This window comes from Microbacterium sp. p3-SID336, assembly GCF_025143365.1.
Classification (GTDB): Bacteria; Actinomycetota; Actinomycetes; order Actinomycetales; family Microbacteriaceae; genus Microbacterium.
The window spans coordinates 14,677-30,480 of record NZ_JALXPE010000022.1 but is presented as its reverse complement, the minus strand read 5'-3'; the positions used below and the strand labels follow the sequence as shown (position 1 = coordinate 30,480).

17 protein-coding genes are annotated in these 15,804 nt (G+C 67.6%); 10 read left to right on the top strand and 7 right to left on the bottom strand.

Going from position 1 to position 15,804, the window contains the following annotated elements:
* The first annotated feature begins 159 nt into the window (after positions 1–159).
* The 3 genes from M3C17_RS08350 (at position 160) to M3C17_RS08340 (ending at position 2,482) form a co-directional block, all read left to right on the top strand.
* Positions 160–702 (top strand): hypothetical protein, encoded by a 543-nt coding sequence (locus M3C17_RS08350; protein WP_259977192.1) that lies wholly within the window; start codon positions 160–162, stop codon positions 700–702.
* An 89-nt stretch (positions 703–791) separates the two neighbouring features.
* Complete coding sequence (locus M3C17_RS08345; RefSeq protein ID WP_259977191.1) at positions 792–1,496, top strand: hypothetical protein; 705 nt, start codon at positions 792–794, stop codon at positions 1,494–1,496.
* 32 nt (positions 1,497–1,528) lie between these two features.
* Positions 1,529–2,482 carry a 5'-3' exonuclease gene (locus M3C17_RS08340; RefSeq protein ID WP_259977190.1) on the top strand — a complete coding sequence of 318 codons (954 nt, stop codon included), beginning with the start codon at positions 1,529–1,531 and terminating at the stop codon, positions 2,480–2,482.
* Between the two features lie 13 nt (positions 2,483–2,495).
* Here the strand turns inward: M3C17_RS08340 and M3C17_RS08335 are convergent, their stop codons facing one another.
* Positions 2,496–3,482, bottom strand: a complete 987-nt coding sequence (locus tag M3C17_RS08335; protein ID WP_259977189.1) for a PHP domain-containing protein — start codon at positions 3,480–3,482, stop codon at positions 2,496–2,498.
* A 2-nt stretch (positions 3,483–3,484) separates the two neighbouring features.
* Positions 3,485–4,555, bottom strand: coding sequence for an anthranilate phosphoribosyltransferase (trpD, locus tag M3C17_RS08330; protein ID WP_259977188.1), 1,071 nt, complete (start codon positions 4,553–4,555; stop codon positions 3,485–3,487).
* 192 nt (positions 4,556–4,747) lie between these two features.
* Here trpD and M3C17_RS08325 point away from each other — a divergent pair, with 192 nt between their 5' ends.
* From M3C17_RS08325 to M3C17_RS08295, 7 genes are all read left to right on the top strand, one after another.
* Positions 4,748–5,401, top strand: coding sequence for a heme-copper oxidase subunit III (locus M3C17_RS08325; protein WP_259977187.1), 654 nt, complete (start codon positions 4,748–4,750; stop codon positions 5,399–5,401).
* A gap of 20 nt (positions 5,402–5,421) precedes the next feature.
* Positions 5,422–6,222 (top strand): c-type cytochrome, encoded by an 801-nt coding sequence (locus M3C17_RS08320; RefSeq protein ID WP_259977186.1) that lies wholly within the window; start codon positions 5,422–5,424, stop codon positions 6,220–6,222.
* Between the two features lie 36 nt (positions 6,223–6,258).
* Positions 6,259–7,335, top strand: coding sequence for a ubiquinol-cytochrome c reductase iron-sulfur subunit (locus M3C17_RS08315; RefSeq protein WP_149085634.1), 1,077 nt, complete (start codon positions 6,259–6,261; stop codon positions 7,333–7,335).
* On the top strand, positions 7,332–9,146 hold the full coding sequence (locus tag M3C17_RS08310) for a cytochrome bc complex cytochrome b subunit (protein WP_259977185.1): 1,815 nt from the start codon (positions 7,332–7,334) through the stop codon (positions 9,144–9,146). Before M3C17_RS08315 ends, M3C17_RS08310 begins: the two co-directional genes overlap by 4 nt.
* A 79-nt stretch (positions 9,147–9,225) precedes the next feature.
* A complete protein-coding gene (locus tag M3C17_RS08305) occupies positions 9,226–9,639 on the top strand; it encodes a Rid family hydrolase (protein ID WP_259977184.1) in 414 nt (137 codons plus the stop codon).
* Positions 9,636–10,160 carry a GNAT family N-acetyltransferase gene (locus M3C17_RS08300; RefSeq protein WP_259977181.1) on the top strand — a complete coding sequence of 175 codons (525 nt, stop codon included), beginning with the start codon at positions 9,636–9,638 and terminating at the stop codon, positions 10,158–10,160. Before M3C17_RS08305 ends, M3C17_RS08300 begins: the two co-directional genes overlap by 4 nt.
* Positions 10,161–10,240: 80 nt before the next feature.
* Positions 10,241–10,660 carry a rhodanese-like domain-containing protein gene (locus M3C17_RS08295; RefSeq protein ID WP_259977180.1) on the top strand — a complete coding sequence of 140 codons (420 nt, stop codon included), beginning with the start codon at positions 10,241–10,243 and terminating at the stop codon, positions 10,658–10,660.
* A 67-nt stretch (positions 10,661–10,727) separates the two neighbouring features.
* Here the strand turns inward: M3C17_RS08295 and M3C17_RS08290 are convergent, their stop codons facing one another.
* From M3C17_RS08290 to M3C17_RS08270, 5 genes are all read right to left on the bottom strand, one after another.
* Positions 10,728–11,162, bottom strand: a complete 435-nt coding sequence (locus tag M3C17_RS08290; protein WP_206253308.1) for a cytochrome c oxidase subunit 4 — start codon at positions 11,160–11,162, stop codon at positions 10,728–10,730.
* 3 nt (positions 11,163–11,165) lie between these two features.
* Positions 11,166–12,899, bottom strand: coding sequence for a cytochrome c oxidase subunit I (gene ctaD, locus M3C17_RS08285; protein WP_259977179.1), 1,734 nt, complete (start codon positions 12,897–12,899; stop codon positions 11,166–11,168).
* Positions 12,900–12,902: 3 nt separating this feature from the next.
* Positions 12,903–13,799 (bottom strand): cytochrome c oxidase subunit II, encoded by an 897-nt coding sequence (gene coxB / locus M3C17_RS08280; protein ID WP_259977178.1) that lies wholly within the window; start codon positions 13,797–13,799, stop codon positions 12,903–12,905.
* Positions 13,800–13,942: 143 nt separating this feature from the next.
* Positions 13,943–14,305, bottom strand: coding sequence for an iron-sulfur cluster insertion protein ErpA (gene erpA / locus M3C17_RS08275; protein ID WP_259977177.1), 363 nt, complete (start codon positions 14,303–14,305; stop codon positions 13,943–13,945).
* A 69-nt stretch (positions 14,306–14,374) separates the two neighbouring features.
* Positions 14,375–15,778 (bottom strand): dipeptidase, encoded by a 1,404-nt coding sequence (locus M3C17_RS08270; protein WP_259977176.1) that lies wholly within the window; start codon positions 15,776–15,778, stop codon positions 14,375–14,377.
* Between the last annotated feature and the right edge of the window lie 26 nt (positions 15,779–15,804).

The window sequence follows — 15,804 nt, the reverse complement described above, 5'->3', positions numbered from 1 at the left end:
GGTTGGATTGTGGTTGCTTCGCCACCTGGGCATGCGCGTGCACGCCACGAGTGACACTTCAGGCTATCAGAAGAAGCGATCCCCGTGAGTGCCGGGTCTCGTCCTCTCCCCTGTGGACAACTCGCGCGGCGCCTCCCGCATTCCGCGTACCGTGACCGCGTGATCCCGGTTTCCTCTTTCCGTGCGCCCACGGCGATCGCGGCGATCCTCGCGACGCTCGTCTCCCTCGCCGCCTGCAGCCCTGCCCCGGACGCCACGCCCTCCCCGACCGCGACCCCTCTCTTCGCCACCGAGAAGGAGGCCTTCGCCGCCGCCGAGGCGACCTACCGTGCGTACAGGGATGCGGCGAATGCGTCAGTCCTCAACGATTCGAGCACATTCGAAGCGGTGTTCACGTGGCTGCGATCCGACGCACTCGCCGCGTCCAGGAAATCCCTCACCGCATACAACGCCGAGGGCGCCACCCGCATCGGCGAATCCACATTCGATCACTTCACACCTGTTGCATACGACGGGACCGCAATCACTGCGCGGCTCTGTCTCGATGTGTCGCAGGTGGACGTGGTCGATCCGGCCGGGGTTTCCATCGTCGCTTCAGACCGTCCAGCGCGCCAGCCGCTCGAGGTGGAACTCCGTCGTGCGCAAACCGCCACCGGCTTGGCGATCTTCTCGAGCATCGCCACTGAGGAGCTTTCGTGCTGACTCATACCGGCATTTCGATTGCGATCCTGCTGGTCCTCGCAGGAGGAGCCGGTAACACACCGCCGCCACCCGCAGACCCGGAGGGCGGGTTGACGACGAACATCTCGACCCACGCCGTCACCATCACCGCGACGCAGACCCAGAGGGCTCCTGCCGCCGATGACTCCACGGGTGGGCACCAGGTCCGCACCACTCCGCGCTACCTGCGCCCGGACCAGAATCACCAGAACGACGTCTGCGTGGGCATCGCCGACGAGCGCTGCCGCGAAGCCCACCCTCAGACCCCACCTCCCCCAGCCGCCGACTCCGGCCAGCCCCTCACGATCACCGACGTCGCCCAGTTCGCCCCCGACCCGACCACGACCGCCACCGAGCCCGCCGACGCCGGCGTCTCCGGCCTCCCCACCAACTTCCTCACCCCGACCACCCCCACCACCCGCACCGGCAGCCTCTTCGACACCCCGGTCAGCGTCCGCTTCACACCCGTCCGCTACGACTTCACCTTCGGCGACGGCTCCACACTCACGTCGACAGCTCCCGGCTTGCCCTGGAACGCCCTGCACCAAGAGCCCTTCACCCCCACACCGACAAGCCATACCTATGCGGAGCGGGGCACCTACATCACGGCGACCACCACGACCTACACCGCCGAACTCGACTCCGGCGACGGATGGATCCCCCTCAGCGGCGAACTCCCGATCCCTGGCCCCACCCGCACCATCCGCATCTACAAGGCCACCACCGCACTCGTCCAGCACACCTGCATCGAACAACCCACCGCGCCCGGCTGCTGAGCCCACACGATCCCACGCCCTACCCTGAGTGCATGACCCGCGCCGATCGCCTCATGCTGCTCGACACCGCCAGCCTCTACTTCCGGGCCTTCTACGGCGTGCCGGACAAGGTGACGGCTCCGGACGGGTCGCCGATCAACGCCGCCCGCGGCCTGCTCGACATCATCGCGAAACTGGTCACCCTCTACGAGCCGACGCACGTCGTCGCCTGCTGGGACGACGACTGGCGACCGCAGTGGCGCGTCGACCTGATCCCGACGTACAAGACCCACCGCGTGGTCGAGGTGGTCGAGGCGGGACCCGACGTCGAGGAGGTGCCGGACCCGCTGGAGGCGCAGATCCCGCTGATCAGGGAGACCCTCGCGGCGCTCGGCATCCCCATCGTCGGCGTGGCCGAGCACGAAGCGGATGACGTGATCGGCACGCTCGCGACGAACGCATCGATGCCGGTCGACATCGTGACGGGCGACAGGGACCTGTTCCAGCTGGTCGACGACGCGGCTGACGTCCGCGTCATCTATACGGCACGCGGCATGAGCAATCTCGAGGTCGTCACCGACGCGACGGTGGTGGCCAAGTACGGGGTTCTGCCTTCGCAGTACGCCGATTTCGCGACCATGCGCGGCGACGCGTCCGACGGTCTCCCTGGCGTCGCCGGTGTCGGGGAGAAGACGGCCGCGACGCTGCTGCAGGTGCACGGCGACCTGATCGGGATCCGGGAGGCGGCGGAGGCCGGCGAGGGCATGAGCGCGGGTGTGCGGGCGAAGATCCTGGCGGCGTCCGCCTACCTCGATGTGGCGCCGACCGTGGTCGCGGTCGCGACCTCGCTGCCGATCGCGGCCCCCGGAGTCCCGCTGCGCGAGCCGTCGGCGGCAGAGACAGATGCCGCGACCGCGCTGGCGGAGAAGTGGAACCTCGGCGGCTCGATGACACGAGCACTGGCAGCCGTGACGGCGGCGGCGCGAGCGGCGACCGACGACGCCTGACCGCTGCGTGGCCTCACTCGGCCCAGGCGAGCAGTCGCGAGAGCCCCCACGTCGTGACGATGCGCGACGCGGGCACTCCGGCGCGCTCCGCCCTCTCCGCTCCGTGATCCAGCAGCGAGAGCTGCCCTGGCGCATGAGCGTCGGAGTCGATGGAGAAGAGGCAGCCCGCCTCGAGGGCGACGGCGATGAGCTCGTCGGGCGGATCCTGTCGCTCGGGCCGCGAGTTGATCTCGACGGCGACGCCGTGCTCGGCACAGGCGGCGAACACCGCGGCCGCATCGAAGGCGGAGGGCGGCCGGGTCCCCCGATCGCCCTGCACAAGGCGCCCCGTGCAGTGGCCGAGCACGTTGACACGCGGGTGCGACACGGCGGCGATCATGCGGGCCGTCATCGCACGGGCGTCCATGCGCAGCTTCGAATGCACGGACGCCACCACGATGTCGAGCTCGGCCAGCAGCCCGTCTTCCTGGTCCAGGGCGCCGTCTTCGAGGATGTCGACCTCGATGCCGGCGAGGAGAGTGAAGCCGTCGCCGGATTGCGCCCGCACCAGGGGCATCTGCTCCCTGAGGCGTTCGGCCGAGAGACCGCGGGCCACCCGAAGCCTCGGCGAGTGGTCGGTGATCGCCTGGTACTCATGCCCGAGCGCACGGGCGGCGGCGGCCATCACGTCGATCGAGGTGGTCCCGTCCGACCAGTCGGTGTGCGCGTGCAGATCGCCGCGGAGCTTGGCGCGCAGCTCGGAGACCCGCTCGGGCTCCACGTCGCCGCGCAGTTCCACGAGGTACTCCGGGGTCTGTCCGGACTGGGCCTGACGGATCACGGCGAACGTCGACTCGCCGATGCCGCGTGACGCCCGGAGCCGGGTCGGATCCTCCCGCACGTCCTCCGGGAGGTCGTCGTAGGTGGCCGCGGCCTGGCGGAAGGCTTTCGCCCGGTACCGCGACGCCCGCTCGCGCTCCAGCAGGGAGGCGATCTCGAGGAGTGCGTCGACGGGATCCACGGTCACTCCCTCGGTGCCGCCAGCTCGCTGCTGACGCCGATCCACTCGTCGAGCTTCGCGAGCGCGCGTCCGTCGTCCACGGCGGCCGACGCCAGGGCGAGCGCGTCACGCAGCCGTTCCAGGATCGGGCGCTGCACCTGCGTCGCGTCCTGGGAGAGCTCGAAGGCGACGATGCCCGCAGCGGCATTCAACAGCACGATGTCGCGCACAGCGCCCTGCTCGCCCGCGAGGGTGCGGCGCAGCACGTCGGCGTTGTGCTGGGGCGACCCGCCGATGAGGTCGGCCAGGTCGGCCAGGGGGATGCCGAGGTCGCGGGGGTCGAGGTCGTGCTCGTGGATGTCCCCTCGCGTGACCTCCCAGATGCGGCTGTGTCCCGTGGTGGTGAGCTCGTCCAGCCCGTCGTCTCCGCGGAAGACCAGGGCGGTGGCGCCGCGGGTGCGGAAGACGCCGGTGATGAGCGGCACCCGCTCCATCTGTGCCACGCCGACGGCATTCGCCTCGGCGCGGGCCGGGTTGCACAGCGGCCCGAGCATGTTGAAGACGGTGGGCACGCCGAGCTGCGCCCGCACGGCGCCCGCGTGCTTGAAGCCGGGGTGGAAGGCGCCGGCCCACGCGAACGTGATCCCTGTGCGGTCGAGGATGGAGGCGACGTCGGCCGGATCGAGCGAGAGCTCGAGCCCGAGCGCTCCCAGCACGTCGGAGGAGCCGGAGGCCGAACTCGCCGCGCGGTTCCCGTGCTTCACGACCGGGATGCCGGTCGCCCCGATGATGATCGCGGCCGTGGTCGACACGTTGACGGTGCCGACTCTGTCCCCGCCGGTGCCGACGATGTCGAGCACGTCGGGTGAGACCGGAAGCGGGACAGCGGCCTCGAGGATGGCATCGCGGAATCCGACGATCTCGTCGATCGTCTCGCCCTTCGCACGCAGCGCCACCAGGAAGCCGGCGAGCTGCGCCTCGGTGACGCCGCCCTGCATGATCTGCCGCATGGCCCAGGTGGACTCCCAGACGCTCAGATCACGGCGCTCCAGCAGGGAAGTGAGCACGTCGGACCAGGTCAGGGAATCAGCCATGTGTGCGATCCTATCGGCGCGGAGAAAACGTGCAGATCGTTCCGGGCGGAGGCCCACATCCGCGCGAACCCCTGTTTCCCGCGGATTCACCGGCTATTCGCAGTGTTTTCTTAGGGTCCCCTAAGTCTTGGGCGAGCGATTCACCGGCCGCGGGTGCAAGAATCACGTCTGCGGATCGGCCATAATGGAGGGGTGACGACCTCAGCGACGTATGCCCCGGCGGCGAGAACCATCAAGCGGCCCAACCCGGTAGCTGTCGGCACCATTGTGTGGCTCGGCAGCGAGGTGATGTTCTTCGCGGGACTCTTCGCGATCTACTTCACCCTCCGCAGCACCTCACCCGAGCTGTGGGCCGACCGGACCGAGCTGCTGAACGTTCCGTTCGCCGCAGTCAACACCGCGATCCTCGTGCTCTCCTCGTTCACGTGTCAGATGGGCGTGTTCGCGGCCGAGGACCTGCAGCCCTACCGCATCGCGAAGGGCCAGAAGAACGGCGCCGGCCGCCGCCGCCTGTTCGGCTGGGGCATGGTCGAGTGGTTCTTCCTCACCTTCACCCTGGGCGCGATCTTCGTCTCCGGCCAGGTCTGGGAGTACGCGCAGCTGGTCGCCGAGGGCATGCCCATCCAGGCCGACTCCTACGCGTCCGCCTTCTACCTGACGACCGGTTTCCACGCCCTGCACGTCACCGGCGGTCTCGTCGCGTTCCTCCTCGTCATCGGACGCGCCTACGCCGTCAAGAACTTCCGGCACAAGGAGGCGACCTCCTCGATCGTGGTGTCTTACTACTGGCACTTCGTCGACGTCGTCTGGATCGTGCTGTTCTTCGTTATCTACTTCCTGAAATAAGAGCGGAGCTGATCCCCGAGATGGCACGAGAGAAGAAGCGCCGTTCCCACGGTCGCCGCAGTCCCCTGGCAGCGGCAGCGCTGATCGGCGCAGGCCTGATGATCACGGGCGCTGTGTACGCAGGAGCGTCGGCCGCCTTCGCGGCGAACGATGCCCCCACCGCGGCCACGCAGCTCACCGTGGAAGACGGCGAGAAGCTGTTCCAGGCCAACTGCGCCACCTGTCACGGTCTTGATCTGCAGGGCACGCCCAACGGCCCGAGCCTCTACGGCGTCGGCGAGCTGGCGGTCGAGTTCCAGGTGTCGACCGGTCGCATGCCGCTGCAGATGCAGGGACCGCAGGCGCCGCAGAAGGAGCCGCAGTTCACCGAGGAGCAGGTCCTCGCCATGGCCGCCTACGTGCAGTCCGAGGCCCCTGGCCCGACCTTCCCCGCCGACGAGATCCTCGACGGCGAGGGCGACGTGGCACACGGTGCCGAGCTCTTCCGCGTCAACTGCGCGATGTGTCACAACGTGGCCGCCGCGGGTGGTGCGCTCACGGAGGGCAAGTACGCTCCGGCGATCACCGAGACCAGCGCGCTGCACATCTACGCCGCCATGGTCACCGGCCCCCAGAACATGCCGGTCTTCGGCGACATGAACCTGTCCGACGAGGACAAGCGCGACATCATCTCGGCGCTGCTCTTCCAGCAGCAGTCCGTGCAGATCGGCGGCTTCTCCCTCGGTTCGCTCGGACCGGTCTCCGAGGGCCTGTTCGTGTGGATCTTCGGTATCGGCGCGCTCGTCGCCATCACCGTGTGGATCACGGCGAAGTCCAACTGACGCTTATTCATCGAAGAGGAACGTACGAGGAGCACCATGGCACACGACGACGACTCGCAGGCTCTTGACAGGGCCTACCAGCCCTCTCCGGGGCTGGGTGTCGCAGTCAGCGATCCCGTGCAGAACCCCGGGCTTCCGCCGCACCGCGAGCGGATGACCGACAAGGACCCGCGCGCCGAGAAGGCCGCAGTCCGCACCGTCTACACGCTGTTCTACCTGTCTCTCGCCGGAAGCATCTGGGCGGTCGCCGCCTACATGCTGTTCCCGATCGAGAGCGGCGCGCTCATCGACATCCGTCAGAACAACCTCTTCATCGGTCTCGGCATCGCACTCGCGCTGCTGGCCCTGGGCATCGGCGCGATCCACTGGTCGAAGGCGCTCATGTCCGACAAGGAGCACGTCGAGCTCCGCCACCCCACTCGGGGCAAGGACTCGACGCGTGAGGCCGCCATCAAGGCGTTCGCGGATGCGAACGAGGAGTCGGGCTTCGGCCGCCGGACCATGATCCGGAACTCGCTGTTCGCGGCGATCGTCGCGTCGATCATCCCGGGAGTCACGCTGTTCCGCGGCCTGGCGCCGCACTCCACGCCGGACGACCCCACCAAGGGCGACCCGGTGGCGCTGCTCAAGCACACCATGTGGGATGAGGGCATGCGCCTCGTGCGCGACCCCGACGGCACCCCCATCCGCGCCGCCGACGTCACGCTCGGCTCCGCGTTCCACGTGATCCCCGAGGACCTCGCCGAGCTGGGCCACGACGAGGGCTACCTCGAGGAGAAGGCCAAGGCGATCGTGCTCATGATGCGTCTGCGTCCCGAGCAGCTGATCGAGGCCGAGGACCGCAAGGACTGGTCGTACGACGGCATCGTGGCCTACTCCAAGGTCTGCACGCACGTCGGCTGCCCTGTCGCCCTGTACGAGCAGCAGACGCACCACCTGCTGTGCCCGTGCCACCAGTCGCAGTTCGACGTCACCGACCACGCGAAGGTCATCTTCGGCCCGGCCGCGCGGCCGCTGCCGCAGCTGCCCATCACCGTCGACGACGAGGGCTACCTCATCGCCCGCAGCGACTTCACCGAACCCGTCGGCCCGAGCTTCTGGGAGCGCCATTGAGCACCGCAACGCTGTCCAAGGACGAGAAGGACACCAAGGCGCCTCTCGGCGGCCGCTTCGTCGGTGCCGCGTCGAACTACATCGATGAGCGCACCAGCCTCTCGGGCTTCGTCAAGGAGCTCGGTCGCAAGATCTTCCCCGATCACTGGTCGTTCATGCTCGGCGAGATCGCCCTGTGGAGCTTCGTCGTGGTGTTCCTCTCCGGAACCTTCCTGACGTTCTTCTTCCAGGCGTCCATGGTCGAGACGCACTACACCGGTGCGTACGCCCCGATGCGCGGCATCGCGATGTCGTCGGCTCTCGAGTCGACCCTGCACATCTCGTTCGACCTCCGCGGTGGCCTCCTGGTCCGCCAGATCCACCACTGGGCGGCCCTGGTGTTCATCGCCGGCATCGGCGTGCACATGCTGCGCGTCTTCTTCACCGGTGCGTTCCGCAAGCCGCGCGAGCTGAACTGGGTGATCGGCTTCGTGCTGTTCATCCTCGCGATGGCCGAGGGCTTCACCGGCTACTCCCTGCCGGACGACCTGCTCTCCGGCAACGGCTTGCGCATCATCGACGGCATGATCAAGGGCCTCCCCCTGATCGGCACCTGGACCTCGTTCCTGCTGTTCGGCGGCGAGTTCCCCGGCACCGACATCGTGGGTCGCCTCTACACGCTGCACATCCTGCTGCTGCCGATGATCGTGATCGCGTTCATCGTGCTGCACCTCATGCTCATGGTCATCAACAAGCACACGCAGTTCGCCGGCCCCGGCCGTTCGAACGACAACGTCGTCGGCTTCCCGATGATGCCCGTGTACATGTCCAAGATGGGCGGCTACCTGTTCATCGTCTTCGGCACCATCGTGCTGATCGCGACGTTCTTCCAGATCAACCCGATCTGGAACTACGGCCCGTACGACCCCTCGCCCGTGTCCGCCGGTACGCAGCCGGACTGGTACATCGGCTTCGCGGATGGCGCGCTGCGCCTGGCGCCGTCGAACTGGGACATCGTGTTCCTCGACCACACGTGGTCGTTCGGCATCCTCGCTCCCGTGGCCGTGCTCGGTCTGTTCATCGTGATCGTGGCGATCTACCCCTTCATCGAGGCGTGGGTCACCGGTGACAAGCGCGAGCACCACATCGCACAGCGTCCGCGCAACGCCGCCACCCGCACTGCGATCGGCGTCGCCGGCGTGATCTTCTACGCCGTGCTCTGGGCTGCCGCCTCGTCCGACCTCATCGCGACGCACTTCATGCTGACGATGGAGGGCGTGATCCACACGCTGCAGGCGCTGCTGTTCCTCGGCCCGATCATCGGCTACTTCGTGACGAAGCGCATCTGCCTGGCGCTGCAGAAGAAGGACCGTGAGATCGTGCTGCACGGCTTCGAGTCGGGTCGCATCGTCCGCCTCCCCGGCGGCGAGTACATCGAGGTCCACCAGCCCGTCGACAAGTACGACCGCTGGAAGCTCATCGACGTCGACGGCTACGAGCCGCTCGTGGTTCGTCCCAACGCCAAGGGACGAATCCCGTGGACCGAGAACCTCCGCTCGGCGATGTCGCGCTGGTTCTTCGAGGACCGGCTCGCCCCTCTGACGCAGGCCGAGGTCGAGGCGGCGGATGCTCACCAGCACCACGTGACCGCGGGTAACGAGGCCGCAGAGACCGCCGAGATCCAGGGCGCTCACGAGCGTGCGGGCTTCCCGGACGCACCGCTCACGGTGGAGGAGACCCACGTGGACGAGACTCCGAACACCCCGAGCACCGTGATCTCCACGGAGCCGGTCAAGAAGCCGCGGAAGAAGAAGTCGGAGGACGGCGAGTAGATCGCCGCCCCTCCCCCATCGAAGGCCCCGTCCGCTCGGACGGGGCCTTCGTCGTCATCCACGATGAGAGGATCGCTTCATGTCTTCGGTTGTCCGACTGCTCCGTGCCCCCCAGCTTGCCGATGCGCCCTACGCCTACGCGGCGACTGCACCCGCGGATTCTCGTCTCGTCTTCCTCGCCGGAGCCTGCCCGCTGGAAGACGACGGGACGACCACCGCGCCCGGTGACTACGCCGCACAGGCGGCGCGGTGCGTGGAGACGCTGCAGCAGGCGCTCAGCGCTGCGAACGCCACTCTCACAGACGTCATCAGCACACGGGTCCTGGTGGCCTCCTCGGCGCAGCAGGACCTCGTCACCGCCTGGAACGTCATCCACACCGCATTCGGCGCTCATGACGTCCCCAGCACGCTCCTCGGCGTCACGGTCCTCGGATACGACGACCAGCTCGTCGAGATCGAGGCGGTCGCCGCCCTTCCCGCGGACCGCGCATGAGCATCGTCATCAGGCACGCGACGGATCAGGACCACGCCGCCCTCGAGGACGTCGAACGTGCGGCCGACAGCCTTCTGACCGATCGCTTCCGCGCAGAGGACTGGCCTCCGCCGGCGACAGCCGAGGAGCGCCGAGGAGCCGCCGGATTCGTCCTGATCGCCGCACCCTCCGTCACCGACGAGTCCACCGGTCGACTCGAGCCACCGGTCGGGTTCGTGCAGGTCCTGGAGAGACCCGATCACGCTCATCTGGAACAGTTGTCCGTTGCGCCCGCGTACGGCCGCCGCGGGATCGGGCGCGCCCTTGTCCTGGCGGCCCAGCACGAGTCGCGCCGACGCGGCCACACTCACCTCACACTGCGTACCTACGCGGACGTGCCCTGGAACGCTCCCTTCTACTCCCGCTGCGGCTTCGAAGAGTCGACGCCCGACACCGACTTCCTCCGCGCGCTCGTCGCCGTCGAGGAACGACTGGCCCTGACGCGGCACGGACGACGGATCCAGATGACCGCGGCGCTCTGACCGCGCACGACGGCAGGATTCGGGCGACGCACGACGGTCGCCCTCGGTCGTCGGCTCGCGTCGCTCCGTAGTCTGGGCTCATGATCGATCGCTCCGACTACTTCGCCGCCCGCCTCGCCTATGAGACCGACCCCAGTGATGTGCACACGGATCGATCCGCCGGACGCGCACTCGTGGTGGTGGACGTCCGTTCGGCGGAAGCCTTCGCCCAGGGTCGCGTCGCCGGGGCCGTCCATATGCACCACAGCGAGATCGCACAGCGCGCGCCACAGGAGATCCCTGCGGAGGCCGATGTCGTCGTCTACTGCTGGAGCCCTGGATGCAACGGCGGGGTCCGCGGGGCCCTCGCCTTCGCGCGTCTGGGCTATCGCGTGCGGGAGATGATCGGCGGCTTCGAGTACTGGGCGCGCGAGGGCTACCCGATCGAGGACGCCGACGGCATTCACCACCGCCCTGTGGACCCGCTGACGGGCATCCCCCGCGTCCGTACGCGCGCGTGAGCACCCGCTGTGCCCTCACACGACGAAGGCCCCCGGAGAGACTCCGGGGGCCTTCGTACAGCGTGGTTCAGCGGGCGAAGTTGCCGCGGTAGTACTCGTACACCCAGCCCACGATCGCCACGACGAAGATCGCCAGACCGATCGGCAGCAGGAAGTGACCGACCGCGAGACCCACGACGAACACACCGGCGGAGGCGGCCAGCACGAGCGGCCACCAGGACCACGGGCTGAACTCGCCGAGCTCCGGGTCACCGTCGTCGATGTCCGACGTCAGGATGTCCTCCGGCAGCTCGCCGTTCTGCGCCTTGTGCGTGCGGTCGAGGTAGAACGCGACCATCGCGCCCATGAAGGCCGAGAAGAACAGGGCGACCGTGCCGACCCACTCGATCTGGTTCACGAGCGGGAGGCTCGGGTGAGCCAGGATGTTCCAGCCGGTGTAGACGACCCCGACGAGCGCAAAGAACGCGGTCAGGACCCACCAGATGATGACGTTGTCGCGCATGGCTCAGTGGCCCTCTCGCTCGCCGGGTGCGGTGGTTGCGAACTCCGCCGCCTCCGGGTGGTTCAGGTCGAACGCCGGACGCTCGCTGCGGATCCGCGGGATCGACGTGAAGTTGTGACGCGGCGGCGGGCACGACGTGGCCCACTCCAGCGACGCACCGTAGCCCCACGGGTCGTTCACCGTCACCTTGGGCGCCTTGCGGGCCGTGATCCAGACGTTCAGGAAGAACGGCAGCATCGAGGCGCCGAGGATGATGGCGCCGATCGTCGACACCTGGTTCTGCCAGGTCCATCCGTCAGCCGCGGAGTAGTCCGCGTAACGGCGCACCATGCCGTCCACGCCCAGCCAGTGCTGGATGAGGAACGTCATGTGGAAGCCGACGAACAGCATCCAGAAGTGCACGTAGCCGAGGCGCTCGTTCAGCATGCGTCCGGTCCACTTCGGCCACCAGAAGTAGAAGCCGGCGAACATCGCGAACACGACGGTGCCGAACACCACGTAGTGGAAGTGGGCGACGACGAAGTACGAGTCGCTGAGGTGGAAGTCCAGCGGCGGCGCCGCGAGGATGACACCCGTCAGACCACCGAACACGAACGACACGAGGAAGCCGAGAGAGAACACCATCGGCGTCTCGAACGTGACGGATCCTCGCCACAGCGTGCCGATCCAGTTGAAGATCTTCACACCCGTCGGGACGGCGATCAGCATCGTCATGAGGGCGAAGAACGGCAGCAGGACCGAGCCGGTGACGTACATGTGGTGCGCCCACACCGCCACGGACAGCGCCGCGATCGCGATGGTCGCGTAGACCAGCGTCTTGTAGCCGAAGATCGGCTTGCGGCTGAACACCGGGAAGATCTCGGAGACGATGCCGAAGAACGGCAGCGCGATGATGTAGACCTCGGGGTGACCGAAGAACCAGAACAGGTGCTGCCACAGCAGCACGCCGCCGTTCGCCGGGTCGTAGATGTGCGCGCCGAGCACGCGGTCGGCAGCAGCAGCGAAGATCGCCGCAGCCAGCACCGGGAAGGCCATCAGGATCAGAAGGCTCGTGATCAGCGTGTTCCAGCTGAAGATGGGCATGCGCCACATCGTCATGCCCGGAGCGCGCATCGTGATGATCGTGGTGATGAAGTTCACCGCACCGAGGATGGTTCCGAAGCCCGAGATTCCGAGGCCGAGCATCCACAGGTTGCCGCCGGCACCGGGTGAGAACGAGGCGTTCGCGAGTGGCTGATAGGCGAACCAGCCGAACGACGCCGCGCCCTGCGGGGTGAGGAAGCCGGCGACCGCGATGGTCGAGCCGAACAGGAACAGCCAGAAGGCGAACGCGTTGAGTCGCGGGAAGGCGACATCCGGCGCACCGATCTGCAGCGGCAGGATCGCGTTCGCGAAGCCCGCGAACAGCGGCGTCGCGAACATCAGCAGCATGATCGTGCCGTGCATCGTGAAGAGCTGGTTGTACTGCTCCTTCGTCGGGATGATCTGCATTCCCGGCGCGAACAGCTCGGCGCGGATGACGAGAGCCATCACACCGCCGAGGAGGAAGAAGATCACCGAGGCGATGAGGTACATGTACCCGATGGTCTTGTGGTCAGTGGAGGTGATCCACTTGACGACGATGTTGCCCTTCTGCTCGACACGCGAGGAGCTCATGAGAGCGGCCTGGCGCGCCGGCAGCGTGGTGGGACGGGAGCGAGGCGCTTCGTCCGTGCGAGGAGCTTCGGTGGTCGACATGACTTACTCCTCTCCTTCCTCGGTTTCGGTCTTCCCGGAGGTACCCGGGAGGTTGGAGAGACGGTCGTAGGCGTCGGTGATGTCTCCCGTGTTGCCCTTCTCCTCGAGCGACTCGAGGTAGGCGTCGTACTCCTCCTGGGAGACGACCTTCACGTTGAAGAGCATCATCGAGTGGTACTCGCCGCAGAGCTCGGCGCACTTGCCCGCGTACTCACCCTCACGGGTCGGGATGAAGGACCAGGAGTTGTCCTTCCCGATGAACATGTCCTTCTTGTAGAGGAAGTCGATGATCCAGAAGGAGTGGATGACATCGCGCGACTGCAGGTTGATCGTGACCTTCTTGTCGACCGGCAGGAGCAGCGTCGGCAGCTCGGCCTGGTCGATGTTCCCCTCCGCGTCGGGCTGGGCCTGGATGCCCATGGTCCACACGGTGTCGTCCTCGGTCTCGCCGTTGTACTGGAAGTCCCAGGCCCACTGCTTCGCGATCGCGGTGATCTCGACGTCGGGGTCGTCCCACTTCGCCTCGATCTCCGTCTGGTCACGAGCGGTGAAGAAGAACATGCCCAGCACGAGGATGAGCGGCACGATCGTGTAGAAGATCTCGATCGGCATGTTGTACCGCATCTGCACGGGCAGGCCGGTCTGGCCCTTCCGGCGGCGGTAGGCGATCGCGGCCCAGGCCATGAGGCTCCAGGTGATCACGCCGACCGCGAGGAGCACGATCCAGGAGTTCACCCAGAGGGACGAGACGCGCTCCGTCTGGTTGGTTGCTGCCGGACCACCCTCCACGAAGCCCGGAAGAAAGCCATTGAGCTCGGTGGGAGTACATCCCGCCAGGGCCACGGCTGCCACGACTCCCACAGGGAGTGCGGCCCAACGAAGGCGGCGTTTCGAGGGCACGATGCACCTTTCAGATTGCGGACAGGGCACACCTCAGTCTAGAGCAAGCTCACACCTGATTCATGCCATCCACGCAGGTTCCAGACGCGGAAAGGCCGCCGCCACACGAGGTGACGACGGCCCTGGGTCCGGAAAAGCGCCGATCAGTGGAAGCTGTCACCGCAGGCGCAGCTGCCGGCGGCGTTCGGGTTGTCGATCGTGAACCCCTGCTCCGAGATCGTGTCCTTGAAGTCGATCGAGGCGCCGTCCAGGTACGGGACGCTCATGTTGTCGACGATGACCTCGACCCCGTCGAAGTCGACCGTCTCGTCGCCCTCCAGGTAGCGCTCGTCGAAGTACAGCTGGTAGATCAGGCCGGAGCAGCCGCCCGGCTGCACCGCGACCCGCAGGCGGAGGTCGTCGCGGCCCTCCTGCTCGAGAAGGTTCTTCACCTTCGTGGCTGCGGCGTCCGTCAGGCTGACGCCGTGGGCGCGGGTGGTCTCTGCGGACAGGGTGGTGTCGCTCATGTCGCTCCTTGTGACGGGCCGCAGTACACGGCTTCTCTCCTGATTCTACCGCCGGTCATGGCGGAAGGCTCAGATCTGCACGGCGTTCATCCGGGCGAGCAGCAGCGCCTCGGTGGCCACCGCGTGGCGGAACGTGTCGAGATGCAGCGACTCGTTGGGGCTGTGCGCGCGGGAGTGCGGATCCTCCACGCCGGTGACGAGGATCTGCGCCTCGGGGAACTCGCGGACCAGGTCGGCGATGAACGGGATGGACCCGCCGACACCGAGGTCGACCGGCGCCACGCCGTATCCGTCGCTCATCGCATCGCGCGTCAGCTCGACCGCCCAGCCGCTGGTGTCCACCAGGAAGGGGTCGCCGAGGTCGACGTCGGAGAAGCGGAGCTCGGCACCGAACGGTGCATGGGCGCGCAGATGACGCTCCATGGCCTCGTAGGCGTCTCGCCCGGTCTGGCCGGGGGCGACACGCGCGCTGATCACGACGGTGACCTCGGGGAGCAGTGTGTTGGACGCCGCCGCGACGCTGGTCGCGTCGATCCCGATCACCGTGACCGACGGCTTGTTCCAGATGCGACTGAGGATCGTGCCGTCGCCGATCGGCGTGGTGCCGGGAAGAAGCCCCGCCTCGTGCCGCAGCGTCTCCTCCGTGTACTCGGGCGTCTCCGCGTCCCGCACCACGAGACCTTCGACCGCGACCGAACCGTCCTCGTGCCACAGCGTCGAGAGCAGACGCACGGTGGCCATCATGGCGTCGGGCACCGCGCCGCCGAACATGCCGGAGTGCGAGGCGTGGTCGAGCGTGCGCACGGACATCGTGAAACGGGCGTTCCCGCGGAGCGACACCGTGAGCCCGGGCGTCTCGGAATCCCAGTTGCCCGAATCGGCGACGACGATCGCGTCCGCGCGCAGCGCCTCCTTGTTGTCGGAGAGGAACTGCGCGAAGGAGCGCGATCCGTACTCCTCCTCCCCCTCGATGAACATCGCGATGCCGAGGTCGAGGTCGTCGCCCAGCACCTCCGAGACCGCCCGGATCGAGGCGATGTGGGCCATGATGCCCGCCTTGTCGTCGGCGGCCCCGCGGCCGTAGAGGCGTCCATCGCGCACGGTCGGCTCGAACGGAGGCGTCTCCCAGAGGGCGTCGTCGCCCGGGGGCTGCACGTCGTGGTGGGCGTACAGGAGGATCGTCGGTCGGCCGTTGCGCGCCGCCCGCGTGGCCAGCACCGCGGGCTGTCCCTGTTCGTCGGTCCCGGGGACCGCGGCACGCAGCACCCGCACCTCATCGAAGACGCCCGTCTCCTTCGCGAGCGTCGCCACCGCGTCGGCGCTGCGCTCCAGTTGCGTCTGGTCGAACGCCGGCCACGCCATGCCGGGGATGCGCACCAAGTGCCCCAGGTCGGACAGTGCGGCGGGGATGCCGAGAGTGGCCGCCTCGAGGACGGCGGCGTCGGACTCGGGGGGAAGAGCAGGTGAGGTCATGCGAGTAATCTTAAGGTGACCCACCT